The organism is Nocardioides limicola (genome assembly GCF_016827675.1).
Taxonomy (GTDB): Bacteria; Actinomycetota; Actinomycetes; order Propionibacteriales; family Nocardioidaceae; genus Nocardioides; species Nocardioides limicola.
Window position 1 is genome coordinate 50,964 of record NZ_JAERJA010000005.1, and the last position, 26,558, is coordinate 77,521.

The 26,558-nt window shown below is 69.1% G+C and carries 23 protein-coding genes, 1 tRNA gene and 1 pseudogene; 9 read left to right on the forward strand and 16 right to left on the reverse strand.

Features of this window, described 5'->3' with window-relative positions:
* Nucleotides 1–24: 24 nt before the first annotated feature.
* The 9 genes from JKG67_RS11450 to JKG67_RS11490 all read right to left on the reverse strand — a co-directional run bounded on the left by JKG67_RS11450 (nt 25) and on the right by JKG67_RS11490 (nt 9,197).
* Entirely contained in the window at nt 25–1,014 is a 990-nt protein-coding gene (locus JKG67_RS11450; RefSeq protein WP_203337450.1) for an alpha/beta fold hydrolase, read from the reverse strand.
* Complete coding sequence (locus tag JKG67_RS11455; RefSeq protein ID WP_203337451.1) at nt 1,011–2,456, reverse strand: wax ester/triacylglycerol synthase family O-acyltransferase; 1,446 nt, start codon at nt 2,454–2,456, stop codon at nt 1,011–1,013. The genes JKG67_RS11450 and JKG67_RS11455 overlap by 4 nt, the downstream gene beginning before the upstream one ends.
* Nucleotides 2,453–4,078 (reverse strand): AMP-binding protein, encoded by a 1,626-nt coding sequence (locus JKG67_RS11460; protein WP_203337452.1) that lies wholly within the window; start codon nt 4,076–4,078, stop codon nt 2,453–2,455. The genes JKG67_RS11455 and JKG67_RS11460 overlap by 4 nt, the downstream gene beginning before the upstream one ends.
* A gap of 24 nt (nt 4,079–4,102) precedes the next feature.
* Nucleotides 4,103–4,909 (reverse strand): lysophospholipid acyltransferase family protein, encoded by an 807-nt coding sequence (locus JKG67_RS11465; protein WP_203337453.1) that lies wholly within the window; start codon nt 4,907–4,909, stop codon nt 4,103–4,105.
* Nucleotides 4,906–5,721, reverse strand: coding sequence for an alpha/beta fold hydrolase (locus tag JKG67_RS11470; protein WP_203337454.1), 816 nt, complete (start codon nt 5,719–5,721; stop codon nt 4,906–4,908). The genes JKG67_RS11465 and JKG67_RS11470 overlap by 4 nt, the downstream gene beginning before the upstream one ends.
* Before the next feature lie 79 nt (nt 5,722–5,800).
* The gene (locus JKG67_RS11475) at nt 5,801–7,432 is read right to left on the reverse strand and encodes a copper resistance CopC/CopD family protein (protein WP_203337455.1); all 1,632 of its coding nucleotides are present in this window, start codon (nt 7,430–7,432) and stop codon (nt 5,801–5,803) included.
* Nucleotides 7,432–8,145 (reverse strand): YcnI family protein, encoded by a 714-nt coding sequence (locus JKG67_RS11480; RefSeq protein ID WP_203337456.1) that lies wholly within the window; start codon nt 8,143–8,145, stop codon nt 7,432–7,434. Before JKG67_RS11480 ends, JKG67_RS11475 begins: the two co-directional genes overlap by 1 nt.
* A gap of 111 nt (nt 8,146–8,256) precedes the next feature.
* Nucleotides 8,257–8,766: a cell division protein FtsQ gene (locus JKG67_RS11485; protein WP_203337457.1), complete on the reverse strand. Its 510-nt coding sequence runs from the start codon at nt 8,764–8,766 to the stop codon at nt 8,257–8,259.
* A 77-nt stretch (nt 8,767–8,843) separates the two neighbouring features.
* Nucleotides 8,844–9,197 carry a winged helix-turn-helix transcriptional regulator gene (locus JKG67_RS11490; RefSeq protein WP_203337458.1) on the reverse strand — a complete coding sequence of 118 codons (354 nt, stop codon included), beginning with the start codon at nt 9,195–9,197 and terminating at the stop codon, nt 8,844–8,846.
* A 103-nt stretch (nt 9,198–9,300) separates the two neighbouring features.
* On the opposite strand from JKG67_RS11490, the gene JKG67_RS11495 reads away from it, so the two are divergent.
* Nucleotides 9,301–10,155 (forward strand): SDR family oxidoreductase, encoded by an 855-nt coding sequence (locus JKG67_RS11495; RefSeq protein ID WP_203337459.1) that lies wholly within the window; start codon nt 9,301–9,303, stop codon nt 10,153–10,155.
* A 5-nt stretch (nt 10,156–10,160) separates the two neighbouring features.
* Here JKG67_RS11495 and JKG67_RS11500 read toward each other — a convergent pair whose 3' ends face one another.
* Entirely contained in the window at nt 10,161–10,562 is a 402-nt protein-coding gene (locus tag JKG67_RS11500) for a hypothetical protein (protein WP_203337460.1), read from the reverse strand.
* A gap of 73 nt (nt 10,563–10,635) precedes the next feature.
* Between JKG67_RS11500 and JKG67_RS11505 the strand changes: the two genes are divergently transcribed.
* The 4 genes and pseudogenes from JKG67_RS11505 to JKG67_RS11520 all read left to right on the forward strand — a co-directional run bounded on the left by JKG67_RS11505 (nt 10,636) and on the right by JKG67_RS11520 (nt 15,429).
* Nucleotides 10,636–11,238 (forward strand): MerR family transcriptional regulator, encoded by a 603-nt coding sequence (locus tag JKG67_RS11505; protein ID WP_238998335.1) that lies wholly within the window; start codon nt 10,636–10,638, stop codon nt 11,236–11,238.
* Between the two features lie 104 nt (nt 11,239–11,342).
* On the forward strand, nt 11,343–12,338 hold the full coding sequence (locus JKG67_RS11510; protein WP_203337462.1) for an alpha/beta hydrolase family protein: 996 nt from the start codon (nt 11,343–11,345) through the stop codon (nt 12,336–12,338).
* A 157-nt stretch (nt 12,339–12,495) separates the two neighbouring features.
* Nucleotides 12,496–13,794, forward strand: a complete 1,299-nt coding sequence (locus JKG67_RS11515) for a hypothetical protein (RefSeq protein WP_203337463.1) — start codon at nt 12,496–12,498, stop codon at nt 13,792–13,794.
* A 311-nt stretch (nt 13,795–14,105) separates the two neighbouring features.
* Nucleotides 14,106–15,429, forward strand: a pseudogene (locus JKG67_RS11520) (ISL3 family transposase).
* 63 nt (nt 15,430–15,492) lie between these two features.
* On the opposite strand, the gene JKG67_RS19095 reads toward JKG67_RS11520, so the two are convergent.
* The 4 genes from JKG67_RS19095 to JKG67_RS11540 all read right to left on the reverse strand — a co-directional run bounded on the left by JKG67_RS19095 (nt 15,493) and on the right by JKG67_RS11540 (nt 18,924).
* Nucleotides 15,493–17,346 carry a pentapeptide repeat-containing protein gene (locus JKG67_RS19095; RefSeq protein WP_203337464.1) on the reverse strand — a complete coding sequence of 618 codons (1,854 nt, stop codon included), beginning with the start codon at nt 17,344–17,346 and terminating at the stop codon, nt 15,493–15,495.
* 461 nt (nt 17,347–17,807) lie between these two features.
* A tRNA-Ser gene (locus tag JKG67_RS11530) sits at nt 17,808–17,897 on the reverse strand.
* Between the two features lie 68 nt (nt 17,898–17,965).
* Nucleotides 17,966–18,430, reverse strand: coding sequence for a nucleoside deaminase (locus JKG67_RS11535; protein ID WP_372442074.1), 465 nt, complete (start codon nt 18,428–18,430; stop codon nt 17,966–17,968).
* Nucleotides 18,430–18,924 (reverse strand): tRNA adenosine deaminase-associated protein, encoded by a 495-nt coding sequence (locus tag JKG67_RS11540; RefSeq protein WP_307816533.1) that lies wholly within the window; start codon nt 18,922–18,924, stop codon nt 18,430–18,432. Before JKG67_RS11540 ends, JKG67_RS11535 begins: the two co-directional genes overlap by 1 nt.
* A 128-nt stretch (nt 18,925–19,052) precedes the next feature.
* On the opposite strand from JKG67_RS11540, the gene upp reads away from it, so the two are divergent.
* A complete protein-coding gene (upp, locus tag JKG67_RS11545) occupies nt 19,053–19,691 on the forward strand; it encodes a uracil phosphoribosyltransferase (RefSeq protein ID WP_203337465.1) in 639 nt (212 codons plus the stop codon).
* Between the two features lie 54 nt (nt 19,692–19,745).
* On the opposite strand, the gene thpR is transcribed toward upp, so the two are convergent.
* Nucleotides 19,746–20,333: an RNA 2',3'-cyclic phosphodiesterase gene (gene thpR, locus JKG67_RS11550; protein WP_238998336.1), complete on the reverse strand. Its 588-nt coding sequence runs from the start codon at nt 20,331–20,333 to the stop codon at nt 19,746–19,748.
* A 143-nt stretch (nt 20,334–20,476) separates the two neighbouring features.
* Between thpR and JKG67_RS11555 the strand changes: the two genes are divergently transcribed.
* The gene (locus tag JKG67_RS11555; protein ID WP_203337466.1) at nt 20,477–22,009 is read left to right on the forward strand and encodes a Re/Si-specific NAD(P)(+) transhydrogenase subunit alpha; all 1,533 of its coding nucleotides are present in this window, start codon (nt 20,477–20,479) and stop codon (nt 22,007–22,009) included.
* 5 nt (nt 22,010–22,014) lie between these two features.
* Nucleotides 22,015–23,460, forward strand: a complete 1,446-nt coding sequence (pntB, locus tag JKG67_RS11560; protein ID WP_203337467.1) for a Re/Si-specific NAD(P)(+) transhydrogenase subunit beta — start codon at nt 22,015–22,017, stop codon at nt 23,458–23,460.
* 77 nt (nt 23,461–23,537) lie between these two features.
* Here pntB and JKG67_RS11565 read toward each other — a convergent pair whose 3' ends face one another.
* Nucleotides 23,538–25,694, reverse strand: coding sequence for an MMPL family transporter (locus tag JKG67_RS11565; protein WP_203337468.1), 2,157 nt, complete (start codon nt 25,692–25,694; stop codon nt 23,538–23,540).
* Nucleotides 25,695–25,788: 94 nt separating this feature from the next.
* Between JKG67_RS11565 and JKG67_RS19100 the strand changes: the two genes are divergently transcribed.
* The gene (locus JKG67_RS19100; RefSeq protein WP_203337469.1) at nt 25,789–26,532 is read left to right on the forward strand and encodes a TetR/AcrR family transcriptional regulator; all 744 of its coding nucleotides are present in this window, start codon (nt 25,789–25,791) and stop codon (nt 26,530–26,532) included.
* Nucleotides 26,533–26,558: the final 26 nt, after the last annotated feature.

The following is a 26,558-nucleotide window of genomic DNA, read 5'->3' on the forward strand; positions in this document are numbered from 1 at the left end:
GGGCCTGAGCCGGGGCTGAGCCGCTCAACCGTCGGCGGCTTCGACCTGCGGCGACGGCGCGACAGTCTCCAGCGCAGAGAGGAACAGCGGCAACCACTCGTCGCGGCGGAAGATCAACGAGGCATGTCCGCCGAGCAGTTCGAAGGTCCGCACCCCCGGGATCAGCGCGGCCATCTCCCGCTGCCGGACCGTCGGGATCGCCCGGTCCTTGCCGGTGATCACCACCGCAGTGGGGACGTCGACCTCAGCCAGCCAGCCCCGGGAGTCGAACCGGCCCAACTCGCCGAGGACCATCGGATAGGCCCAGGGGCTGGTGCTGCCCAGCTCCGCCATCGCCCAGGCCCGCAGGTCGTCGGTGCCCGGAGGCGGCGTCAGATCCAATCGGGTGCGCCGGGCCTGGACCCGCTGCTTGGCGGTGCCGTGGTAGCTGCGGTTGACCACCCGCAGGGTGGGGTAGAAGAGGCGCTCCCCGGGGTTCCCGGCCCACCGGGCCGCAGTCGAGCAGAGCACCTTGCCGGCCACCCGGTCAGGGTGCCGACGCCAGAGCATCTGGGCGGTGGCGCCGCCCATCGAGTAGCCGGCCACCAGCACCTGATCCAGGCCGAGGACGTCCAGCACCGCGGCCGCGTCGTCGGCACAGTCGGCGATGCTGAACCGGTCCGAACAGATCCCTCGCCCGTGCCACCGCTGGTCGAACAGGATGACCCGATAGTGCGGACGCAGCGCCTGCAGCACGGTGAACCAGGTCAGCATCCCGGTGGTGCCGATCCCATGCATCAGCAGCAGTGGCGGGGCGTCGGGGCGCTCCCCGGGCACATCCACGATCAGCGTCGAGCCCCGGCCGGGCAGGTCGACCACCTGACCGGCCGGCAGGGTGCCGACCGGGGGGATGTCCCGGTCGCCGACCGCCCGGCGTACCGCCCAGGAGGCCGCCGGGCCACCGACCCGGCCGGTGACCGACGCGGCGGTCCGAGTCGCCCGCCAGGTGTGCTGTGCCGCTGTCCGGAAGGTCATGCGGACTCCCGTCCAGAGGTGGTTTCGCCGTGCCCGGCCCCGCCCGGACCGGTGCGCAACTCGGCCAGCGCCTCAGGGAGGAACGAGGCGAGCGTGTCGGCATCGGGGAGCAGATCGGGGCAGGCGAGGAGGGTGAAGTTCATCCGGTCCACGTAGGACCAGACGGTGACATTGAGGCCGATGCCCTCGACCAGGGGGCCGACGCTGAACACGTCGGAGAAGCTGGCGCCGCCGATCTTCACGCGCTCCCGGGGACCGGGGACGTTCGAGACGATCACCGAGAACGGGGCCGGATGCCAGCGGGCCGCGCGGTTGCCGCTGTAGGCGCGCACCGCGGCCATCGTCGGCGCGGGAGGCAGGAACTGCGACCAGTCCACCGCGGAGCTGCCGAGCCGTTCGTTGATCGCCTTCGCGTCCCGCGTGGTCCTGGCGATCATCGCCAGCCGCTGGGTGGGGTCGTCAATGTCGGTGGCCAGCGTGGTGAACAGGTTGGACACGTTGTTGCCGAACAGTCTCGGCTCGGCGTCACGATGGTCGAGGGCGACCGGGACGCCGGCGGTCAACGACATCGACGGGCGCTCCCCATGGAGCGCCAGCCAACGCCGCAGCGCCCCGGAGACCACGGCCAACACCACATCGTTGAGGGTGACGCCCGGGTGGTCGCGGCGTACCGCCTTGAACTCGTCGAGACGCAGGGTGACGGTGGTGAAGCTGCGCCGCGGAGTCAGCGGCCCATTGAAGGAGACCCGTGGGGCGTCGCGGATCGGCATCGGGGTGCGGGTCGGGTTGTCCCGCTTGAACCGGACCACCGAGGCCAGGATCCGTACGGTGCGCAGCAGCAGCCGCGGCAGCAACGCCAACTGCAGGAACGCATCGGTGAGGGCCTCGCGGACCAGGTGCCGATCCGAGGGGATCGCCTCATCGTCGACGGCGTCGTCGTAGACGACCGGACGCCGGTCGGCCGAGCTGACGTCGACGAGGTTGGCCAGCATCGAGTTGGCGGCCACGCCGTCGGCGACTGCGTGGTGGATCTTGGCGACCACCGCCACCTGGCCCCCGGCCAGGCCGGTGCACAGGTGCACCTCCCACAACGGCACGGACCTGTCCAGCGGGGTGCTGGCGATCTCGCCGATCAGCTCCTCGAGGTCCGCCCGGCTGCCGGTGCCGCCGACCTGGTGACGGAAGAAGTGCCGGTCCGGGTCGATCCGGCGCTGGGTGATCAGCACCGGGTGGTTGAGCCGGAACGGGATCGGCACCACCCGACGACGCAACGCCGGCATCCGCCGGAGCCGGGTGAGCATCGCCGGGACCAGGTTGTCGAACGTCATCTCCGGGCTGGGCTCGATGACGGCGACCTTCAGCGTGTGCATGTGCATCGCCGGCGTCTCGAGGTAGAGGAAGCTGGCGTCGGCGCCACGCATCCGGGTCAGTCGGCGGGTCACGTCGTGCTCCCCGGCAGGTCCCGGACCAGCACCTTGCCCGAGGCGTTCCGGGGCAACTCGTCGAGGAGCACCACGTCGCGGGGCACCTTGTAGCCGGCCAGCTGGCTGCGGACATGGTCGCGGATGTCGTCGGGGTCGAGCAGCTCCGCCGCGGTGGGGACGACGTACGCCGCGAGTCGTTGTCCGAACGCCTCGTCGTCGACGCCGACCACGACCACCTCGCGAACGCTGGCGAGTTGGCCGATGGCGCGTTCGACCTCGATCGGATGGACGTTCTCCCCGCCGGAGACGATCATGTCGTCGTCGCGGCCCACGACGAAGAGACGACCGGCCGCGTCGAACCGGCCGACGTCACCCGACACCATCCAGCCGTCCAGCGACTCCTTGCCGCCGCCGTGCGTGTAGCCGTCGAACTCCGAGGCGCCACGGAGCACGATCCGTCCCACCTCACCGACCGGCACCGGCGTCCCGGTGTCGTCGACGAGACGGACCTGGGTGCCGCGCACCGGCCGACCGGCGGTGTCCGGAGCCTGCCGGAGATCGGCGGGTCCGGCGACGCTGATCTGGCCGGCCTCGGTGGCGTTGTAGCTGTTGTGCACCACCTCACCGAAGCGGTCCATGAAGGCGAGCACCGCCTCGGACCGCATCCGGGAGCCGCTGGCGGAGACGAACCGGAGGCTCGGCAGTGCGTAGCGATCCAGCACCTCAGCGGGCAGTTCGACGATCCGCTCCAGCATCACCGGCACCACGGCGATCGCTTCGGCGTGATGCCGCTGCGCCAGCTCCAGGGTCGCCTCGGGGTCGAACCTGCGGCGCAGCACCACCGTGCAGGTCATCGTGGCGGCGATGGCGAGCTGGCCGAACCCCCAGGCGTGGAAGGTGGGGGCAGCCACCACCACGGTCTCCTCCGCGCGCCACGGGATCCGCTCCAGCATGGCGGCCATCTCGTCGGCGCCGCCGCCGGAGCGGTTGGCGCCCTTGGGGGTGCCGGTGGTGCCGGAGGTGAGCAGCACCACCCGGCCCGGCTTGACCGGCGCCGGATGCTGGCCCAGGTGTTCGCTGATGAGGGCGTCGGTGGTGACCCGATGACGGGAGGGGTCGTCGGTCCAGGCGACGACCTCGGTGAGCTCCGGGATGGTGGCGCGGGCCTCGGCGATCAGGCCGGCGAACTCCTCGTCGAAGACGATCAGGCCGGCACGCTCGCGGACCATCACCTCGGCCAACTGGGGCGCGGAGAAGCCGGTGTTCAACAGCAGCGCGGGGACGCCGAGCCGGGCGGAGGCGAGCAGCGCGTCGACGAAGCCGCGGTGGTTGCGGCAGAGGATGGCGACCGAGGTCGGTTCGGTGAGTCCGGCCAGCCCGATGGCCAGCGCGTCGCCGCGGTCGACGAGTTCGCGCCAGGTGAGGGAGCCTCGCTCGTCGATCAGCCCGACCCCGTGCGGGTTGCGGTTCGCGGCGAGCGCGAAGCCGGTGGTGGCATGCGGGCCGTAGCGGCGCAGGATCTGCGCCATGCGCAGGTACTTGTCCGGGCGCATCGGCGCGATCATGCCGCTGCGCAGCAGCATCGAGAACGCCCACAGCTGCCGCCAGATCCCGGCGAGCACGCCCAGCACCGTCCTCATCCCCACACCCTCATCCCAGCTCCCTCATCCCAGCACCGGGAATCGGCGCTTGCGGGCGAGTCCGTCCAGGGCCTCCTGCATCCGCCGGCGTACCTCGGCGTCCACCTCGGCGATGTCGGGATCCGGACCGAACTCGGCCTCGATGTCGATCGGCTCCAGCACCTGGGTGACGATCTTGGTCGGCAGCGGGATGTTCGGCGGGAAGGCGCCGGTCAGTCCGAAGGGGAAGCCGATCGACAGCGGGAAGTAGCCGGACCGGATCACCTTGTCCAGGCGCAGCAGCCGCCCGATCATCTCGCCGCGGGTGAGGAAGAGTTGGGCCTCGTGGCCACCGATGCTGACCGCGGGGACGATGGGTACGCCGGCGTCCAGTGCGGTGCGCACGTAGCCGGTGCGGCCGTTGAAGTCGATCACGTGCCGCTTGTGCCAGGGCCGGATCACGTCGTAGTCGCCACCGGGGAAGACGATGGTGACGCCACCGGCCTCCAGCAGCGCCTGGGCGTTCTCCTTGTGGGCAGGCAGGAAGCCCCAGCGTCGGAAGAACGGGCCGGCGGGGCCGGTGAACATGATGTCGTGGCCGAGACAGTAGAGCGGCCGGTCGGCGCCGAAGTGGCTGAAGAAGTCCACCGCGATCACCGGCACGTCCATCGCCAGCATGCCGCCGGAGTGGTTGGCCACCAGCAGTGCGCCACCGTCGGGGACGTTCTCCAGTCCGCGGACCTCGGAGCGGAACCAGACCTTCATCGCCAGCCGAAGCAGCGGGATCAGCGTGGCCACGTAGCCCGGGTCCCGCTCGGCGAGCATCTCCTCCGGGGTCAGTTCGGCGCTCACTTCCCGACCGCCTGAAGCAAGGGTTGCTGGCCACGCAGTCGGCCGGCGAGGGCACGGCGCCAGCCGAAGGGCTGCCAGTCGTCGAGGTCCTGGCTGAGCCGGTCCACCACCGCCGCCTGCACCAGCGGGTTGGCGACCATCCCGACGTGGCTGCTGGGCACCTCGACGTTCTCGGCGATCGGGTCGCGGGACTCGTCGACGCGACAGCCACGCCACGGCACGATCCCGTCGGTGCGCGACCAGATCGCGGTGACCGGGACCGGCACCGGACCGCGGAGCTCGTCGATGATGTCGCGAGCCCGCTCGGAGACGCCGTGCTTGCGGCGGGAGCGTTCGAACATGGCGGTGGCCCGGGTGCGTTCCCCCTCGGCCCGCCACGGAGAGCCCAGGCAGATCACCTGGCGCACCTGGTCGGGGTGGGTGTGGGCCAGCCAGCGGGCAAGCAGGCCGCCGAAGCTCCAGCCGACCACGCTCACCGGCTCGTCGTACTGGGCGGCGATCTCGCCGAACCGGGTCACCAGGCCGTCGATCTTGCGGTCGGTGAGGCCGATGTTGCGGCCCTGCTGCCAGCCGTGCACCCGGAAGCCCTGGTGCTTGAGGTGGCCGCGGAGTCGCCCGGTCATCGCATCGTCGGCGGAGAAGCCGGGCAGCACCAGCACCGGCCGTCCCTGGCCGGTCTCCCGGGGCGGGATCAGCAGATCCCCGGCCCGCGAGGCGGTGTACTCACCGAGCCAGCGGGGGAACTCCAGGAACAGCAGCGCGCGCGGCGGGCCGGCCGCGGCGGCGTCGGAGGATTCGTCGAAGTCATACACAGGCCACTCCCAGACTAGAACACGTTCTAGATGGTAACAGTGTTCCGGCCCGGGTGGCCAAACCTCGGCTCGCCGCTCCTCAGCCCCGCCGTCGGCCCACCTCGACCTCGAACGTGACCGCCGGTTCGGAGAACCGGTCGAGTCGTGCGGAGACGGTGAAGGTCCAGGTGCCCGTCTCCGGGATGATCACGTCGCCCAGATGTCCGCCACCGGAGGCGTGGATCAGCCTGATCTCCCCCAGGTTCAGGTCCCCCTTGGTCACCCGGAGCACCGGCGACACCGTGGCGCGACCGCCTCCCGGATCCAGCAGGCGCACTCGGATCCTGTTGCTGCCGGTCCGGGCCGGGGTGACCTCGAGCTCGATCGGGTGCTGGTCCGCCAGCACCGCGGTCTGCACCAGCGGCGGCTGCTCCCGTCCGGCCGGCGGCTGATTGACCAGGAATCCGGTGACCGCCAGCACCCCGACCAGCACCGCCGCTTCGGCCGCGACGGTACGTCGTACCGTGCCGGTGGTGGCGACCCGTGCGCTGCCGGTCGCCCGGCGGGTCCTGGGCAGCAGCACGAACCGGTTCCACGCCGCCAGCGCCACCACGATCAGCACCAGACCCGTCTTGGTCAGCAGCAGCCGTCCGTAGCCGGTGTCGATCAAGGCCTCGGGGCTCGGCACTATCCGCCACGCCAGGAGCAGCCCGGTCAGCACCAGGATGCTCAGCACCGCCGCTGCGACGGTCGAGAACCGGGACAGCAGTTGGGCCGCCAGTTCGGCTCGGCTGGTCGCCGCGGGCAGCGAGATGGCCAGCGCGATCAGCCCGCCGAGCCACACACCGCCGGCGAGCACGTGCACCGCGTCCGCAGCGGTGCTGACCAGTTCGAGCCGACTGTGGCCGGTCAGTGCAGGGGAGATCGTGGCCAGCACCGTCCCGGCGCCGACCAGCGGTCGGGCCGGGTGGGGGCGGCACATCACCCCGGCCGTGACCGCCCCCAGACCGAGCGCCAGCAGCACCAGCGACCAGCGCAGATCCGCTGAAGCGCCTCGCCAGGCCTCGACCAGCCCGACGCTGCTGCCGAGCTGGTTGCCCACCGTCAACTGCAGCCCGGCCAGGCCGGCCAGCACGGCCACCGCCGATCCGGCCAGGGTGAGCTGCCGGATCCTCCGGGCCGCCTCGTCGAACCGACTGAGCCGCGGCAGCAGCCAGGTCGTGAAGATCGCGGTGCCGATCGCCAGGAAGAGGCCGAGGTATCCGATGAACCCCCACACCGAAAGACCCACCGTGGACGCCTCGGCGGAGCCCCCGATCGGGGCGACACTCGGACTCGGCTCCCCCACCGAGAAGGTCAATGCACCGCCCACCGGATGGGTGTCGGCGGAGATGATCCGCCAGGTCAGCACGTAGGTACCGTCGGCCAGTTCCTGGTCGACGTCGACGATCAGCCGCGCCCCTTCGGTCCGCGCCTGGGACGGCACCACGGTGGCGGTGGCGTCGTACAGCACCACCTGGTCCGGGACCAGGGTGACCGGTTCGTTGTAGGTGAGGGTCAGCGAGCGCGGCGCCTCGGTCAGCACCTGGTGATGCGCCGGGTCGGAGTCGATCACGCTGGCGTGGGCGTGGGCGGGGATCGCGAAGGCGGCCAGCACGGCGGCCACGACCGCCGTGGTGGCGGCGAGCCACAGGGCCCGCCGCCCCCACGTCCCGAGTCCGGGGTGGATCATCAGGACGGGCGCCGAACCCGGAGCAGCGCGGCACCGCCGGCGATCATCCCGAGCAGCCCGGCGCCGAGCCCCAGCCACGGCAGCGCGCCACCGGTGGTCACCGCGGCACTCGCCTCGTCGGTCCCTTGCTCGTCGGTCGCGTGCTCGTCGGTCGCGGGCCCGTCGTCACCGTGCCCGTGACCGGCCGCCTCGGTGAGGACGAACGAGGGGGCCGGGTAGTCGAGGTCGTGAGCGTCCTGGCCGTCGGCGGGCACCTGGATCCAGGCGGCCTCACCGCGCTCGCAGGTCTGCACCGTCGGGAAGACCAAGGTGTCATCGGCGGCATCCGGGAGCCGCACCGAGAGTTCGAAGGCGTCGCGTTGACCGTCGGGCAGTGGGCTGTCGGTGCGGTAGACCACCATCGCGTCGCGCTCGGTGACGGTGTTCCCATGAGCGTCGGTGATCGGCTCGTCGAGAGTCTCGGTCTCCACTCGGACGTCCCAGAGCGGGTGCCGGGTCGCGGTCACCGAGGTGATCTGCTCGGGGATGCGGATCGCTACCTCGGTGGTGGCCGAGCCGTCGCAGCCATGCGGGACGCTCACGGTGAGCACGGCGTAGGAGTTGGCGTCGGTGGTGGTGGGGTCGACGGTCACGTGGGCGGCGGCCGGGCCGGCCAGCGCGACAGCCGCGAGGCCGGCCACAGCGGTGGCGGCGAGCATGCTTCTCACGGGCATGGGTCGCAGGTGCATGGTTCGCAGGTGCATGGGATTCCTCTACTGATCATCTGGGTTCTGGGCAGGCGTACGCCGCGCACCCGAACCGGCCGCTCACCGGGAGCGGATGGATCAGGCGCGGCAGAGCGCTGCCGGTGGACCCCGACGGGGTGCGGCCGTGAGGACCTGCTGTGAGCGCGGGAGGGTCGGTGCGGGCAGCGGTACGGCGAGCGTGGTCCGCACGGGGACAGGGCCGAGCGCCGGCCAGTCAATGATGCTGGCCAGCATCCGTCGGCGCAGCCGCCAGACCGCCGCAGTGAGCAGGGCGCTCACCGCATGCGCGGTCAGCATCGGCGTCGACACCTGGAGGAGGTGGGCGCCGTGGCCGGCGGCCAGCATCAGCAGCGCATGGATGCCGAACTGGGCCACCCCGAGGCCGAGCAGCATCGGCACCATCGACGTCCGGCCCGGGACGACGAGCCACGAGGCGCCGAAGACCAGGCCGGTGAGCGCGATCAGCCAGCCGGCGCTGGGCAGCGCCCCTCCTGCCCAGGTGTGCGCCAGGGTGACTCCGACCATGATCTCGCCGGTGGCGAGAGTGGTGCGCGACAAGGAGCCGCGCGCGGGCCGAAAGGTGATCACGGCGCGTATCCTCCCAGATCGCCCCAGCTCGGCTACACCAGGAACGGGCCGGCCGAGTCACGCCGCCCGCGGAGCCTTCAGCCGAGGATCTCCTCGGCGTTGGCGGCGATCCAGCGCATCAACGGCTGCAGCAGCGCTGCCAGTTCACGGCCACGCTCGGTGAGTGAGTACTCCACATGCGGCGGCACCACCGGGTGCGCCAGCCGGGCCACCAGTCCGTCCTCACCCAGGGTCCGCAGCGTCTGGGCGAGCATCTTCTCGCTGACACCTTCGACTCGCCGGCGCAGGTCGCTCCAGCGCAGCGGCTCCTCCTCGGCCAGGGCGAGCAGCACCAGCACCCCCCATTTGCTGGTCACGTGGTCGAGCACCGTGCGGCTGGGGCAGTTCGCCGGGAAGACGCCGCCCGGGAAGATGCGATCACTTACCACCATGGAAGTACCTTACTTCAAAGTGGGTACTCGCTCATGGGAAGTATGCGGACGACCGCGCAGTTGAGGTGATCGACACACCCCACTGATGAAAGGTCTTGCGACCATGAGCATTCTCGTCACCGGCACCTCGGGCCACCTCGGCCGCCTCGTCGTCGAAGCGCTGCTGGAGCGCGGCGTACCCGCCGCCGACATCGTCGCCACCGCCCGCACCACCGAGTCGATCGGCGACCTGGCCGCCCGCGGCGTGCAGACCCGGCGCGCAGACTACAGCGACCCCGCCTCCCTCGATGCCGCCTTCGCCGGCGTGGACCGAGCGCTGCTTGTCTCCTCCAGCGAGATCGGCCAGCGCGCAGCCCAGCACCGCAACGTCATCGACGCCGCCAAGCGCGCAGGGGTCTCGCTGCTGGCCTACACCAGCATCCTCAACGCCCCCACCTCCCGGCTGCTGCTGGCCGCCGAGCACCAGGAGACCGAGGCCTACCTGGCCACCTCCGGCGTACCGCACGCACTGCTGCGCAACGGCTGGTACACCGAGAACTGGACCGGCCAGCTCGCCGTCCAGCTCGAGCACGGAGTGGTGGGCGCCGCCGGTGACGGGCGGGTCAGCGCGGCCCCGCGGGCCGACTTCGCTGCCGCTGCGGCTGCGGTGCTGCTCAGCGACGACGCGGCCGGCTCGGTGCACGAGCTCGGCGGAGCGGCGTTCACGCTCACCGAGTACGCCGCCGCACTGTCGGTCGCCTCGGGCCAGCAGGTCAGCTACACCGACCTGGACACCGACGCCTACGCGCAGGTGCTGGTCGGGGTCGGCCTCCCCGAGGCCGTGGCGGCCGTGTTCGCCGACGGCGACCGCGGGGTACGCGAGGGCGAACTCTTCGTAGAGCCGACCGCCCTGGAGGCGCTGATCGGCCGTCCTGCCACGCCACTGGCCGACGTGGTCAAGGCGACACTGGCCGGCTGAGCGGGTCAGAGGAGCAGCCCGAGTCCGAGCGTGGTCAGCGACGCGGCCAGCACTGCGGCACCGACGAAGACCAGCACGATCCATCGGCTCGGGCGCTCCCGCCCCTGGCCCAGCGAGGCGAAGAAGAAGCCTGCGGGCATCAGCAGCGCGGCTGCGGCCACCCCGGCGCGGCCGAGCCAGCCGAGCGGTCCGTCCATCCCGGCCGCGTCGGCGTAGGGCTGGACGACCAGGGCGAGCAGCAGCAGGACGCCGGCGTGGGCATGTCCGGCGCGGGCGAACTTCTCCTGGAAGGCGGTCACCTGCTCCCGGCCGGTGGTGATCCGGACCAGGTAGAGGCCGCCGGTCTCCACGGTGACCAGGGACAGCAGCAGGATCCCGGCCAGGATCTGACTCTCGGTGGACAGCATCACGACTCCTTGGATAGTTGACTATCTAATAGTGGATAGTCAACTATCCAAGTGTCAAGATGGCTCGGTGTGGATGAGTGAGCTGGCCGAGCGGAGCGGGACTCCGGTGCCGACGATCAAGTACTACCTGCGCGAGGGCCTGCTGCCGCCCGGGGAGGCAGCCGGGGCCACCCGCAGTCGCTACGTCGCCGCGCACGTCGACCGGCTGCGGCTGATCCGGGCACTGGTGGAGGTGGCCGGGCTGAGGCTCGACCAGGTGCGTGACATCCTCGCCGCGATCGACGACTCCACCGATCGCGCCCACGCCATCGGTGCCGCCCACCGACTCCTTTCCCCCGCCCCGCCGCACCCGCCCACGACGGCAGCTCAGTCCCGCGTCGCCGCCCTGCTCAGCGAACGCGGGTGGCTGCCGGAGCCCACCAGCAGCCACGCGGTCGCCCTCGCCGCCGCCCTGGACCGGCTCGACGCCGCCGGCCTGACCCTGAGTGAGACCGCGTTGGCCGAGTACGCCGATGCCGCGGGAAGGATCGCGAGCACCGATCTGGCCGGGGTCGGCGGCACCGCCGCGGCAGCGACCGCCCACGCCGTGGTCGGCACCCTGCTCGTCGAACCGGTCCTGCTCGCCCTACGCCGCCTCGCCCAGGAGGACCTGGCCCGACGGCGCCTGGGCGACTGACGCCGGTTCGAATCGAGTCGCTGAGCACTGGCTGGGTGGACTGGCTGGGTGTGGACCGGCTGGCTACTGTCGACTGCGTTGACAGCGAGCGCCGGAGGCAGCAGATGGCAGGTCGGTTCCTTGCCGCGACAGCACTGGTGCTGCTGCTCGCGGGCTGCTCCACGGAGCCGGTCGCACCTCCCGGCGCCCCGCCCGCGTCACCGTCGGCGACGCCCCCGGACTCCCCGCCGACCGAGCCCCCCGCCGAAGCACCGATGCCCCACACCCTGCCCGCCTTCTTCGACCACGAGTTCTCCGGCGGGGACCTGCGGCTGGGCGCGGTCCGGGAGCGGACATCGCGCTACACGTCGTACGACGTGACCTATCGCAGTGAGGACCTGACCATCTCCGGGGTGCTCAACGTGCCGGCGGGGCCGGGGCCGTTCCCGGCGGTGGTGCTGGCGCACGGCTACATCGACCCGGCTGTCTATGTGCGCGGGCAGGGGATGACGCGGGAGCGGACCGTGCTGGCGCAGCGCGGCTATGTGGCGCTGCATGTGGACTATCGCAACCACGCGGATTCCGACCGCGATCCCGGCCCGCTGGGGACCTTCCGGCTGGGCTATGCGATCGACGTGATCAACGCGGTCCATGCGTTGCTCGACAGTGATCAGGTGGCTGTGGATCCGGAGCGGGTCGCGATGATCGGCCGGTCGATGGGCGGGTCGGTGGTCCAGCAGGCGCTGGTGATGTCGCCGGGGCTGGTGCAGGCGGGCGTGGTCTTCGCGTCGGTGTCGTCGGATGCCTGGGAGTACGTCTCGCACTTCAGGGGCGAATCGTTCTGGGACGAGGCGATGGACCACCACGGACTGACGGACCCCGCAGCGTTCGCGGAGGCACTGTCGCCGATCAACTACTTCGACCGAATCAGCGAACCCGTACTGTCCCACCACGGCCGCTCCGACGACGTCTGCCCACCACGCTGGGCCACCGCCACCCAGCGGGCGATGCGGGCGGCCGGCGTCGACTCGCGGCTGCGCTGGTGGGACGACGGGCACGCCTTCGGGCCGGCGTTCCCCGAGTCCATGGAGGTGACGATGCGGTTCCTGGAGCGTCGGTGAGGAGCGGCTTAGCAGCGTGGAGTCAGTCGATATCGATGCCTGTCTCCGAGCCGGACCTGAACTAGACGGTATGGAGTGAGCGCTCGGGGCTACTGAGTGGACACTCCATACCGTCTAGTCCAGCGACGACAACCGCCGCTCCCTCGTCTCCTACCTCGTGCTCCCCCGGCCCGATGATCTTGTTAAGGGTGCGTTTCTGTTCGGCGGAGTGATTGCCGCCAACCTGGCCAGCGGCAATGCGCCGCCAACGGACGCCGCAGACCTTGGCCGCGATCTGCTCCAGGTCGCGGCTCTGTGGGTCGCGGTCGAGGTACTCATCTACCAAGCCCGCTACCAGTGGAATGACATAGTCGGCCGCAGCGAGGACTGGGTGGCGCCGACGGCGAGCACCCGCGGTCGGCTGCCAGAGTCCCCCGGCGCCCATCACGCCTCCTGGTTGGTCATCCTGCTTCGCCTATACCTCGTCATCGTCATCGTCACCATCGACTGGAGCCCCGGTAGCTTGCAGCTCGCAGTCGACCGCGCGCTCTTGATCGCCGTGGCCGCGACCGCCGCTACGGCGATCATCTACGAGTCCCTCCGTGCGTGGCTGCGACACAGGGAGGACTGTTCGAAGCTCGGCATGTACGCCCTGCTCGCAGCCGTAGGTCTCGGCTACCCAGTGCGGTTCACCATCGGCTGGTTCGCTGTCCAGCCCGACGGGGTCACCGACGGCTTCGGGTGGCTCGTTGCCGGCTTCTGGCTGGTTGGCATTCAATTCGTCGCGCTGACCTGGGGGCTCGAGGCGGCCGATCACCACTACTACGACGCCGACGGCGTCGCTACGCCCATTGCGACTAGCTTGGCCTCGTTGCGTCGCAAGCCGCACCTCCTCCCGGTCCTGGTCTCGGCTGGCCTGCCTCCGGGCTCCCCCATCCGTGGCTTTTCCAAGCCGGGTGACGGCGGTGAGGTTCCGATTCTGCGTTACACCCAGCGACGCTGGAAGCCACCGCCGTGGCGGCTCGCCGCCGCGGCCTTCCTAGCCACCACCGGATGGCATGCCCCGGTCGCGGTCGGTCTCCCCGCCACCTACACTTGGGCGTGGGCGGTCATTCCCTGCCTGATCGCATTGCTCCCCGTCACTGGCCGCGGAGCGCTCGGTGCCACGACCCTGGCGTGCGTGACCATGCTGTCCGTCCAGGTGGCTGGCCTTGTCGATGCCCGCGCCGACCTCGACAACATCCCTCTGTCGGAGATCAGGATCGCCTTGCTCTTTCTGATCGTGATGCTGCCCGCGGCCATTCAGGCCTTCGACAAGCTCACATACCGGAAGAGCCGCGGAATGGCGAAGCGCATTCTGCTCGGCTCCGCGTCACTGATCCTGCGGCTCTACGGCCTCCTCAGTGGAGACGGGTGGCGACCGGCCCGAAGTGACGAGAGCCGTGACCCTCAACAGCGACACCACCTAGTGCAATGACGACAGCTGAGTCCTTGATCCGATGGCTGTTCGATCGTCACGTGCATGGGCTGTCGAGGTGCACTGCATGCGCTCCGGACAGTTGCGCGCCGTCCACCTGGGGCTCACCGAGGAGACCTGGTTAGGTCACGCCGATAGGGGACGAAGGTGATCCGCGAGGGAGTATGCGGGGCGGACTCGCGGGGGATTGGCTCTTCCCAGATGAGGGTGTAGCCGGGTTGTGATGACGTGGCGGCGCGTCGGTGCCGGGATAGAGGTCGAGGTCTCCCGAAGATGAAGGTTCCTACGCCTGACATCTGGAAGACCTCGACGTGCCTGACGCTACCCCTCCGGCCGGCTTCGCCTGCGCTGATCTGACCGCCTTCGCTCGACTTGATGGCCTCGGCTTGGCCGTGGTCGGGCAGCGACTCGAGCCCGACCGTGCGGTGCTGGCGTGCTTGGTCGTCGAACCCGACCAGTGGTGCCACCGCTGCGGCTGCGAGGGCACGGCACGAGACACGGTGGTGCGGCGGTTGGCGCACGAGCCGCTGGGCTGGCGCCCGACCACACTCGAGGTCACGGTGCGCCGCTACCGCTGTGCCGAGTGTGATCACGTGTGGCGCCAAGACACCACGCTCGCCGCGGAGCCACGCGCCAAGGTCTCGCGCGGCGGGCTGCGCTGGGCCCTGGAAGGGATCGTGGTCCAGCACCTGACCGGCGCCCGCGTGGCCGAAGGGCTCGGGGTCGCGTGGGACACCGCGAACAACGCCGTTCTGGCCGAAGGGAAGCGGGTCCTGCTCGATGACGAGCACCGCTTCGACGGCGTCCGGGTCCTCGGGCTCGATGAGCACGTGTGGCGCCATACAAGGCGCGGCGACAAGTCCGTCACCGTGATCATCGACCTCACCCCGGTGCGTGACGGCACCGGCCCCGCCCGGCTGCTCGACATGGTCGAGGGCCGCTCGAAGCAGACGTTCAAGACCTGGCTCGCCGAGCGACCCCAGGCCTGGGCGACGGGATCGAGGTGGTCGCGATGGACGGCTTCACCGGCTTCAAGAGCGCCGCCGCCGAGGAGGTCCCCGACGCGGTCGCGGTCATGGATCCCTTCCACGTCGTGAGGTTGGCCGGCGACGCCCTGGACAAGTGCCGTCGTCGGGTCCAGCTCCAGGTCCATGGCCACCGCGGATTCAAGGACGACCCGCTCTACAAGGCGCGCCGCACCCTGCACACCGGCGCCGGACTGCTCACCGACCGCCAGAAGGGCCGGCTCACCGTGCTGTTCGCAAACGATGCACACGCAGAGGTCGAGGTAACCTGGTGGATCTACCAGCGCATGGTTGCCGCCTACCGCGAGCCCGACCGCACCCAGGGCCGCAAGTCCATGGTCAAGCTGATCGAGTCGATCAGCAGCGGCGTCCCGAAGGCCCTCACCGAGATCATCACGCTCGGCCAGACCCACAAGAAGCGCGCCGCCGACGCACTCGCCTACTTCGACCGACCGGGCACCAGCAACGGACCGACCGAAGCACTCAACGGCCGGCTCGAACACCTCCGCGACAGCGCGCTCGGGTTCCGCAACCTCACCAACTACATCGCCAGTCGCTGCTCGAGACCGGCGGCTTCAGACCGCAACCGCTACACCCTCGATTGGGATGAGCCGGATGAAGGCGTCCACGGTACGTGGAAACATGCGATGCTGCCTCCGGAGATCCGTGGTTGCTAACGGAACGAATGACGCGGAGGCTCAAAGCCGTCCGGCCAGCGCGTTGAATCATCGCACATTATACGTTCAAGATTATCTTCCTTGAGCCCTTTCACGCCACTGAGATCGCATTCACGAAGGTCGCACCGATACAGAGAAACGTCCCGAAACCTCACATCCTGGAGAACGGCCCCCCTCATATCTGCGCCGTCGATGCGCATATTCTTCCATTCGCCGCCACTGACAGATACACCTCGCAGATCAGCCCGGTCAAGTTGGACGCTGTCGAAGTACGAGTCATTGAAAGACGCATCCTTGAGTCCGGCTTCCGAGAAGTCCAATCTCTGGAACTGGGTTGATCCAAATTTCGCGCTGGACGCTTGAATGGGAGCGGAATCTGTCGACAAATCAACGAAAGTGGATTCGACAACATCGCATCCTTCGAGGTCGAGGCCATCAAAAGAGCACCGCTCGGCTGTGACTGATTTGAGATGCCCAAAAGAGAGCTTGGCGCGAGTAAGGTCCACGTCACGCAGTTTCACATTCTCCAGCACCGAATGGCGGAGATCAGCAGAGTCCAGTATCGCACCTCTTGGGAGCGACCCCATCCGGAAGGACGAGTAACTCAAGTTGATCCCGCGCAGGTCAGGGTAGTTGGCACCGCGCGGCAGATCACTTAGGACTTTCAGAGTAGGTAAAGTATGCCGCGGAAGAGGGGTGTCTTCAGGGCTTTCAGATCGCTTCCAGGTCGACTCCCTCGCATAGGCCGCCAGGACTTCGCAGATTGTGTCACGGTCCCGAGGTGAGTCGCGCGCAACCCTTGCCAGGGCGTATACGCCTCCGAGGTTCATACTCAAATGATCGCTACTCAACTGTCGGACAGCTTCGCTATATCGACCGGTCGAGTTGGCATCTCGATCAAGCTGATGTCTTAGATGCGTATAGACCAAAGTCAGTGCCGCACCGAGGCCGGCCAAGACTGCCAGGATAGTTCTTCTCTCATTCGTATAGGCTTGGGAGACCTGCTCTGGCGTTAGACCCTCGATATCGACGAGAAGTGTCGGCAGGTAGTACAAGAATGTAGCGCCAAACAACGCGGCAGTCCCACCGACGAGTAGCAGATCCACAAATCGGAGCCCCGTCCGTCGAATCAATCTGACTAAGCGGTTCGCCCAGTTGCTCTCTTGTTGCTTCGATGCGTCCTCGGCTTCGTGTTCCCGGAAGCGAATACCGATCCACTCGAGATCATCGTCATCTTCTTCAGTAGTTCGATAGGGATCAAGAAGCCATCGGAGCCGTAGGAGCAAGGCCAGAGTCGACACGACGAGAGCAACGGGCTGCCAATGATCTCGGAGGCTCACGAGCCGAATATCGATTCCCGCCCAGTCGACCAATCGCGTGCCGCCCACGTACAAAACAAGGCCTATAACCAGCAGGGTAAGTGCGGGAAGTACGAGCCAAAGCATTTCCTCTATACTGAGATCATCCCTGAACCAAAAAGTTACCGCGGTCACGAAGGCCCCAGCGACCACGGCCCCCACGAACAGCCAGGCGTTGATGCCCCGTGACCGGAGAAGCTCGAAGAGCGACCAGACTTCTAGAGTATGCAGGGCTAGGAATGTGCCGATTGCAATGACAAGCGCCGCCGAGAGCACAGCCGGCCCTGGGTACATCCCATCCGACATGTACCAGGGGGCAACAAGCGCCATGAGCGTCCCAAGAACCACCAGGATCAGTAGCAGGTGGGTTGAGACGATCCCTACGAGAGCACCAAACCAGAAGCTGCCGGAGAGGACTAACACCACCGTTAGTCCGCCGACAAGGACGCTGTGACGGAACCTCAAGACCGAACCCCTTTCCCTCTCATCCACCATGGAATCCGACGCGCAAGCGTCCCGCCCAAATCTCTCACGGCGAGGGGCCTCCGCGGTCGTGACACGACTCAGCCGCCGGAGCGGCGGCAGCCGATTTGCCTGGGAGGACACTCCGCGCTCCCCGTCTGCGGGTGCTGTCCGACACGGACTCCGCGCTGCCTTGGATCCGGCGCGCCGACATCCGATCGTCTACGCCCGACTGGAGCAGGTCATCTCACTGCTGACCCGCGCCGAGAAGCTCTACGCCACCGTGGGCGACGAGGCCCGCACCATCCTCAACAAGGCCGTCTTCGGCCCCTTCGAGGTCGACAGCCTGTCCGACGACGGCGCCACCATCCCCGCCGTCGTCCGCGCCCCCCTGGCGCCGGTCGTCGGCGCCGTCCTGGCCACCGCCGGGGCGGTACACGCAAGAACCCCCGGCGAGCTTTCGCTCACCGAGGGTTCCAGCATGTGTCACTTGGCGGTGGCGGAGGGATTTGAACCCTCGGTGGGCTTGCACCCACAAACGCTTTCGAGGCGTTCTCCTTAGGCCGCTCGGACACGCCACCGCGGGAAAGGCTACAAGAGGAGCCCCCCTCAGGGGGAATCGGGCGAGTACGCCGGGCGGGGAAGCGGTTCACCCTCCGCGGTGCCGGGCGAAGAACTCCTCCAGCAGCGCGGTCGACTCCGCCGCCAGCACACCAGAGATGACTTCGGGCCGGTGGTTGAGGCGTCGGTCCCGGACCACGTCCCAGAGCGATCCGACGGCGCCGGCCTTATCGTCGTACGCACCGAAGACCACCCGGGCCACCCGGGCCAGCACCGCAGCCCCCGCACACATCGTGCACGGCTCCAGGGTGACCACCAGTGTGCAGCCCTCGAGCCGCCACTCGCCGCGGACCGAAGCAGCCTCGCGCAGCGCCACCACTTCGGCATGGCCGGTCGGGTCGGCCTGCTCCTCACGGACGTTCCGGCCGCGCCCGATCACCGCCCCGTCGGCGTCGAGGACCACGGCCCCGACCGGCACGTCATCGGTGTCGGCGGCGATCCGCGCCTCGGCCAGAGCGACGTGCATCGCGTCGACCCATGCGTCACCCACCATCAGGCCGAGGTGAGCCCGACCGCGTCATCGAAGAGGTCGCCGAACCCGACCCGCCGGGCGATCTCGGAGAGCGCCTCGTCGGGGTAGAGGTCGTAGTCGTCCAGCAGCACGCCCATGTCGATCGCGGTCACCCCGGCGTCGGCGAGGATGCCGAGGTCGCCGGCGGGGGCCTGCTCGTCCTCGTCCTCGGGCATCGGCAGGTCGAGCAACTGGACCGCTTCGCGGGCCAACTCCCACTCCTCGGCGGCGGTGACGTCGGACAACAACACGTGGACCTGACTGCCGGTCACCCGCACCAACAGGAAGAAGTCCTCGTCGATGCCGATCAGGCCGAGCGCACCACCGTCACCGGGGAACCGACGCAGCCCGGTGACCACGGCCCCGAGTTCCTCACAGAAGTGCTCGGCGATCTCGGCGACCTGCCACTGGCCTTCCTCACGGTAGGCAGCCAAGGCGAAGTCAATGCTGTCGGTCTGACCGGCCACTGCACCCACCCCTCGACTCCTAGGCAACGCCCAACGCCTTCGTGCACCACTGTGACAGAGATGCAGCACCCCAACAAGCCTGTTAAGACAAGGACGCGCGCCGCTGCGAACCGTCCGCACGGGCTATCGTGCACCGCATGCGCACCCACGTCGTCGACCACCCGCTGGTCTCGCACAAGCTCACCACCCTGCGCTCGGTGGAGACCGACTCGCCGACCTTCCGGATGCTCACCCAGGAACTCGTGATGCTGCTGGCCTACGAGGCCACCCGCGAGGTCCGAGTGGCCCCGGTGCAGATCCAGACCCCGGTCTCCCCGGCCACGGGGGTCAAACTCGCCGCACCCAAGCCGCTGGTGGTGCCGATCCTGCGCGCCGGACTGGGGATGCTCGACGGGATGATGCGGTTGCTGCCCACCGCCGAGGTCGGCTTCCTGGGCATGATCCGCAACGAGGAGACCCTCGAGGCGTCCACGTACGCCGAGCGACTGCCCGACGATCTCGCCGGTCGCCAGTGCTACGTGCTCGACCCGATGCTGGCCACCGGCGGCACGCTGGCGGCGGCGATCCGGTTCCTGGTCGAGCGCGGAGCCAACGACATCACCGCGATCTGCCTGCTCGCCGCCCCCGAAGGCTGCGCCCGGCTGGAAGCGGGCCTGGCCGGGCTCGACGTACCGGTCACCGTGGTCACCGCGGCTGTGGACGAGAAGCTCAACGACCGCGGCTACATCGTCCCGGGCCTCGGTGACGCCGGCGACCGCCTCTACGGCGTCGTCTGAACGAAGTAGCCCATCTCGTCCGCCGAGGTGTGACACCTCGGCGAACGAGATGGGCTACTTCGTCAGGGGGGACTCGGCGACGATCTCGTAGCGGGGTCGTCCGCGCCGACCCTGTCCCAGGTACGACGCCACCAGCGTGAGCGTGTCCGCCGACCAGGCCGGACCCTGATAGGTCTCCAGCAGCCGCACCCAGTTGCTGACCTCGGCGGGCCGACCGAGCCGGGCGACCGTCAGATGCGGGGTGAAGCGTTGTCCCTCGGCTGGCGCACCGGCCCGGGTCCCGGCGGCCCGGCAGCCCATTGCCAGCCGAGGCAACTCGACCTCGCCGACCTCGTCCAGAGCCACCCCCACCCACAGCACCCGTGCGCCGGCCGGATGCGGGAACGCCCCACCCCCGGACAGCCGCGCCTCGAAGGCGGTTCGTTTCGCCGCGGCGCGCTCCAACCGCTCGATCAGATCGTCCAGCTTGCGCTCCGGCACCGCCGGATAGAAGGCGCAGGTCAGGTGGAAATGGTCCGGGTCCGACCACCGGAACGGCGCCGCGTCGCGTCGTACCTCCAAGAACGCATCCAGGTGAGCCACCGCCTCCTCGGAAGGACGCACCGCGGCGAACATCCGCAACGTCGACGGGAGCCCGGGCATACCACCGATGCTGCCAGAGAGCCCCCACCACCACCGGGGTGTGACTGACATCTCAGCGTCTCATCCACCGCATGGGGGATCACAACTCGCCAGTACATGGGTAGGTTGTCGCACGCTGTGCACTCGACAGGCAGGAGGCCCTCGTGCTGATCGGCATTCCCCGGGAATCGAAACCGGGAGAGACCCTGGTCGCCGCGACGGCGAAGACCACATCCCAGCTGCGCAAACTCGGCTACGACGTCGTCGTCGAGTCCGGCGCAGGCAACGGCGCCGACCAGGCGGACGGCGCGTTCGTGGACGCAGAAGCGCGCGTCGGCACCGCTGACGAGGTCTGGGCCGCCGACATCGTCGTCAAGATCAACGCCCCGACCGACGACGAGATCGCTCGACTGCGTCCCGGCGCGACGGTGATCTCGATGATGGCCCCGGCCCGCAACCCCGAGTTGGTGGACCGGCTGTCCCAGGCCGGGGTGACCGCCCTGGCGATGGACGCCGTGCCGCGGATCTCGCGGGCGCAGTCGATGGACGTGCTGTCCTCGATGGCCAACGTCGCCGGCTACCGCGCCGTGGTCGAGGCCGCCCACGAGTTCGGGCGCCAGTTCACCGGCCAGGTCACCGCCGCCGGCAAGATCCCCCCGGCCCGCGTCTTCGTGGTCGGCGCCGGCGTCGCCGGACTGGCCGCGATCGGCGCCGCGTCGGCGATGGGCGCCATCGTCCGCGCCTTCGACGTACGCCCCGAGGTGGCCGAGCAGGTGCGCTCGATGGGTGCCGAGTTCGTCTCCGTGGAGATGGAGTCCGAGGTCTCCTCCGACGGCTACGCCAAGGAGATGACCGCCGAGCAGGAGGCGGCCACCGCGGCGATGTACGACGAGGAGGCGCGCAACGCCGACATCGTCATCACCACCGCGCTGATCCCCGGCCGTCCCGCCCCGAAGTTGATCCGCGCCGAGACGGTGGCCGCGATGGCCAACGGCAGCGTGATCGTCGACATGGCGGCGGCCAACGGCGGCAACTGCGACCTCACGGTCACCGACGAGCGCACCGTCTCCGACAACGGCGTGACGATCCTCGGCTACACGGACCTGTCCAGCCGACTGGCCGCGCAGACCAGTCAGCTCTACGGCACCAACATCGTCAACCTGCTCAAGCTGCTGACCCCCGAGAAGGACGGTCAGCTCACCTTGGACATGGACGACGTGGTCCAGCGCGGCATCACCGTGACCCGGGACGGCGAGACCATGTGGCCGCCGCCGCCGGTGCAGGTCTCGGCCGCCCCGGGCCAGCCTGCGAAGGTGCAGCCCTCCGCGCCGGCCAAGCAGCCGACCAAGCTCAGTGAGCGCGGCCGGATCGTCACCGTGGCAGCAATGGGCGCGGTGCTGTTCGGGCTGGTCGCCATCGCGCCGCCGGCCCTGCACAGCCACCTACTGATCTTCGCGCTCGCGGTGGTCGTCGGGATCTATGTGATCGGCAACGTGGCGCACGCTCTGCACACCCCGCTGATGTCGGTCACCAACGCGATCTCGAGCATCATCATCGTCGGCGCCCTGCTGCAGATCGGCACGGGCAAGCCCCTGATCACCGCCTTCGCATTCGTGGCGGTGCTGTTGGCCAGCATCAACATCTTCGGTGGCTTCGCGGTGACTCGCCGCATGCTCGCCATGTTCTCCAGGAGCTGAGACGGTTGTTCACCACTGACACTGCCGCATACGCGGCGTACATCGTCGCCGCACTGCTGTTCATCCTGGCCCTGGCCGGGTTGTCCAAGCACGAGACCGCCCGCGCCGGCAACACCTTCGGCGCCCTCGGCATGGGTGTCGCCCTGGCAGCCACGCTGGCGCTGGCCTTCGGCCACGGCATGGACAACACCGGCCTGGTGCTGCTCATCGTCGCGGTCCTGATCGGTGCCGCGATCGGCCTGTGGCGCGCCCGGGTCGTGGAGATGACCGGGATGCCCGAACTGATCGCCCTGCTGCACAGCTTCATCGGTGCCGCCGCGGTGATGGTCGGCTGGAACCGCTACTTCAAGGTCGAGGCCGACCCCGACGGTGCGGCCGCCCAGGAGCTGGACCTGCTCGGCCTGCTCGGCATCCACGCCGCCGAGGTGACGATCAGCGTCTTCATCGGCGCGGTCACCCTGACCGGGTCGATCGTGGCGTTCCTCAAATTGTCGGAGCGGATGAAGTCCACCCCGATGGTGTTGCCGGGCAAGAACGTCCTCAACATCGGCGCCGTGGTCGCCTTCGTGGCGATGACCGCCTGGTTCGTCATCGACCCGCAACTGTGGATGCTGATCCTGATCACCGTGCTGGCGCTGGCGCTGGGCTGGCACCTGGTCGCCTCCATCGGCGGCGGCGACATGCCGGTCGTCGTCTCGATGCTGAACAGCTACTCCGGGTGGGCCGCGGCCGCACTCGGCTTCCTGCTGCTCAACGACCTGCTGATCATCGTCGGCGCCCTGGTCGGCTCCTCGGGTGCGTTCCTGTCCTACATCATGTGCAAGGGCATGAACCGCTCCTTCATCTCGGTCATCGCCGGCGGTTTCGGCATCGAGGCCGCCCCCTCGGGCGACACCGACTACGGCGAGCACCGCGAGGTCCTGGCCGACGAGGTCGCCGAGATCCTGGCCCACGCCACCTCGGTCGTCATCACGCCGGGCTACGGGATGGCCGTGGCCCAGGCGCAGTACCCGGTCGCCGAGGTGACCGCCAAGCTGCGCGAGCGGGGCGTCAACGTCCGCTTCGGGATCCACCCGGTGGCAGGTCGACTGCCCGGCCACATGAACGTGCTGCTCGCCGAGGCGAAGGTCCCCTACGACATCGTGCTGGAGATGGACGAGATCAACGACGACCTCTCCGACACCGACGTGGTGCTGGTGATCGGCGCCAACGACACCGTCAACCCGTCGGCCGCCGAGGACCCGGCCAGCCCGATCGCCGGCATGCCGGTGCTGGAGGTCTGGAACGCCCGCGAGGTGATCGTCTTCAAGCGGTCGATGGCCACCGGGTACGCCGGCGTCCAGAACCCGCTGTTCTTCCGCGAGAACACCCGGATGCTCTTCGGCGATGCCAAGGACCGGGTGGAGGACATCATCCACCACCTCGGCGCCATGCAGCCCGCCGGACGCTGAGCGCACCGGCGTAGGAACGCGCAGGGGCGGTGACCCGGTCGGGTCACCGCCCCTGTTCCGTCTCATCCGGCCGCGTGTCAGCGGCCCACCAGCGCCGGCTCGGGCGTGGAACCGGGCTCGGGATCCTGCCCGGCGCCCGACTCCTCCCGGAAGCCGTGCCGCAGCCACCACCGGCGCATCGGTCCCGGCGCCCACCAGTTCCAGCGGCCCAGCAGCTTCATGGTGGCCGGGACCAGCAGTCCGCGGATCACGGTGGCGTCGATCAGCAGCGCGATCAGCATGCCGACGCCGAGGATCTTCATGAAGACGATGCCCGACAGCGCGAAGGCACCGATGACGACACCGAGGAGCACCGCGGCGGAGGTGATGATCCGGCCGGTGCGCTCCACGCCGGTGGCCACCGCCAGCACGTTGTCGCCGGTGGCGTCCCACGCCTCACGCACCCGCGACAGCAGGAACACCTCATAGTCCATGGACAGCCCGAAGACGATGGCCAGCATCAGGATCGGCGGGGTCGCGTAGAGGTAGCCCGGGCTGGTGAAGTCCAGCAGCCCTTCGAGGTTGCCGTCGGCGAAGATCCAGGCGACGATCCCGAACGCGGCCGAGATCGAGAGCAGGTTCATCAACACCGCCTTGATCGGCAGCACGATCGACCCGAAGGCGAGGAAGAGCAGCACCAGCATCACCACGACCACGAACACACCCATCCAGGGCAGCCGCTCGGCGATGGAGCTGAGCAGGTCGACGGTGTCGGCGGACAGCCCACCGACCAGCGCCTCGGCACCGGTCGGCGCCTCGACGGCACGCAGCGCGCGCACCATCTCCTGGGACTCTCCCGACTGGGCGCTGGCCTGCCAGATCGCCCGGATGACGGTGAGGTCGGTGTCAGCGGCGATCACCGCCGCGTCGAGGCCGTCGATGCCGTTGACCGCGGTCAGGTACTCGTTGACCCCGGCCTGGTCGGCACCGGCCAGCGTCACGTTGGCGGTCGCCTGCTCGGGGCCGAACTCGGCCAGTTTCTCGGTCGCCTGGTGGGCTGGGGCGTGCGCCGGCAGCACCCGGTGGTCGAAATCGCCCCAACTCGCGCCGAGGAAGGGCAGACCAAGTCCGATCAGTGCCGCGGTGAGCAGCGTGACGACTGCGATCGGGCGGCGCATCACGGCACGCGCCGTCCGCCCCCAGAAGCCGAAGTCGTGCGGGTCACGCGGGGCACGGCCCCACGGCAGTCGGCCGGCATCGATGCGGCGTCCGAGGAGTGCCAGTACGGCGGGCAGCACGGTCAGCGAGGCGACCATCGCCACCAGCACCGCAGCGATGCCCCCGTAGCCGAGCGATCGGAGGAAGGCCTGGGGGAAGAGGAGCAGTGAACTCATCGCGGCGGCCACGATCAGTCCGGAGAAGGCGATGGTCCGCCCGGCGGTCGCCATCGTCGCGACCAGGGCGTCGTTCACCGAGCGGCGGGTCAACTCCTCCCGGTAGCGGCTGACCACGAAGAGCGCGTAGTCGATCGCCAGCCCCATCCCGAGCAGCGTGACGACGTTGACCGCGAAGACCGACACCTCGGTCACCTCGGTGAGCAGTCGCACCGCGGCCAGGGCTCCGATCATCGCCAGCACGCCGACCATGAACGGCATCAGCGCGGCCACCACGCTGCGGAAGATGATCAGCGACAGCAGCAGGACGATCGGGAGGGCGATCAGCTCGGCCCGCTCGAGGTCCTCCTGGCTGAGGTCGTTGAGGTTGGCGTACGTCGACCAGATGCCTGCCAGGTGCAGGGTGAGGCTGTCCGCCTCCAGGAGGGGGGCGATCTCCTCGTAGGCATGGCCCATCTGGTCCTGGTCGTCGCCACCGAGAGAGATGATCACCTGCGCGGCGTGACCGTCCTCGGTCACCATGGCGGGCTCGTCGACGGCGTACCAGGGCACGACTGCGCTGACATGCTCGGCGGGCAGGGTGGCCAGCGACTGTTGCACCGCCCCCCGGAACGTCGGGTCGTCGGCAGTGAGGTCCTCGGAGGAGTAGATGGCGACCACGTCGACGCCGAGGTTGCCGAAGGTGTCGCGCTCGAGTTCGAGTTGCCGGGCGGAGTCGCTCGCCGGGTCGTCGTACCCACCATTGGACAGCGCCCCGAAGACCCCGGTGCCGTACCAGGCCGCGCCGAGTGCGACGAACAGCCCCACCATCAGGACGGGCAGCGCCCGACGGACCACGAAACGGCCCAAGGTCTCGATCATGTCGACTCCAGTGAAGTGTGATCAGTAGTGTTAACGGGGTTTACCGTAAACGGTGTAAACTCGCCACGTCAACCCCCGAACACAGGAGGCACGAGTGCCGACGGCCACCCGGCGAGAGCGTCAGCGAGAAGCGACCTTCGAGGAGATCGTGTCCACCTCCCGGGACCTCCTGGCGGCCGGCGAGGAGTTGTCCCTGCGCGCGATCGCGGCTCGGATGGGGATGACGGCGCCGGCGCTCTATCGCTATGTGGCGAACTACCAGGAGCTCGTCGACCTGGTCGCCTTCGAGATCGACAAGGCGGCCACCGACCTGTTCCGCGCGGCCGCCGACCGGCACCGCGGCGATCCGGCGGCGAGTGCCATGGCCGCGGCGGTGGCCTTCCGTCGTTGGGGCCAGGAGAACCCCCGGGAGTTCGGGCTCGTCTTCGCGAACCCCGTGGCCGAGAGCGCCTGCCTGCGCCGCGACCTGATCACGATCTCGCACTCGTGCCGGTTCATGAACGACTTGCTGATCGATCTGCATGAACGTCATCCGATCCCGCACCCGACCCGCGACGAGCTACCCCCCGGCGTACTGGAAACCGTCGTGGACCCGGTGATGCCCGTCGACCTCGACCGGCTCACGGACGAGAACCGTGGGCTGCTGTGGGTGTTCATGCGGGTATGGGCCGCCCTGTACGGCGTGGTCACCCTCGAGGTCTTCGGCCACATCGACCCGCGACTGATCGAATCCGGGGTGATGTTCCGGGACATGATCGCGAACCTGCTGACCCCACTGGGCCTCACCGAGCGCGCCGAGGAGCTCCTCGCCCTGGTCGGCGAGGAACTCAACCGATAGCAGGACCGGGCGCGGCACTCCGCGAG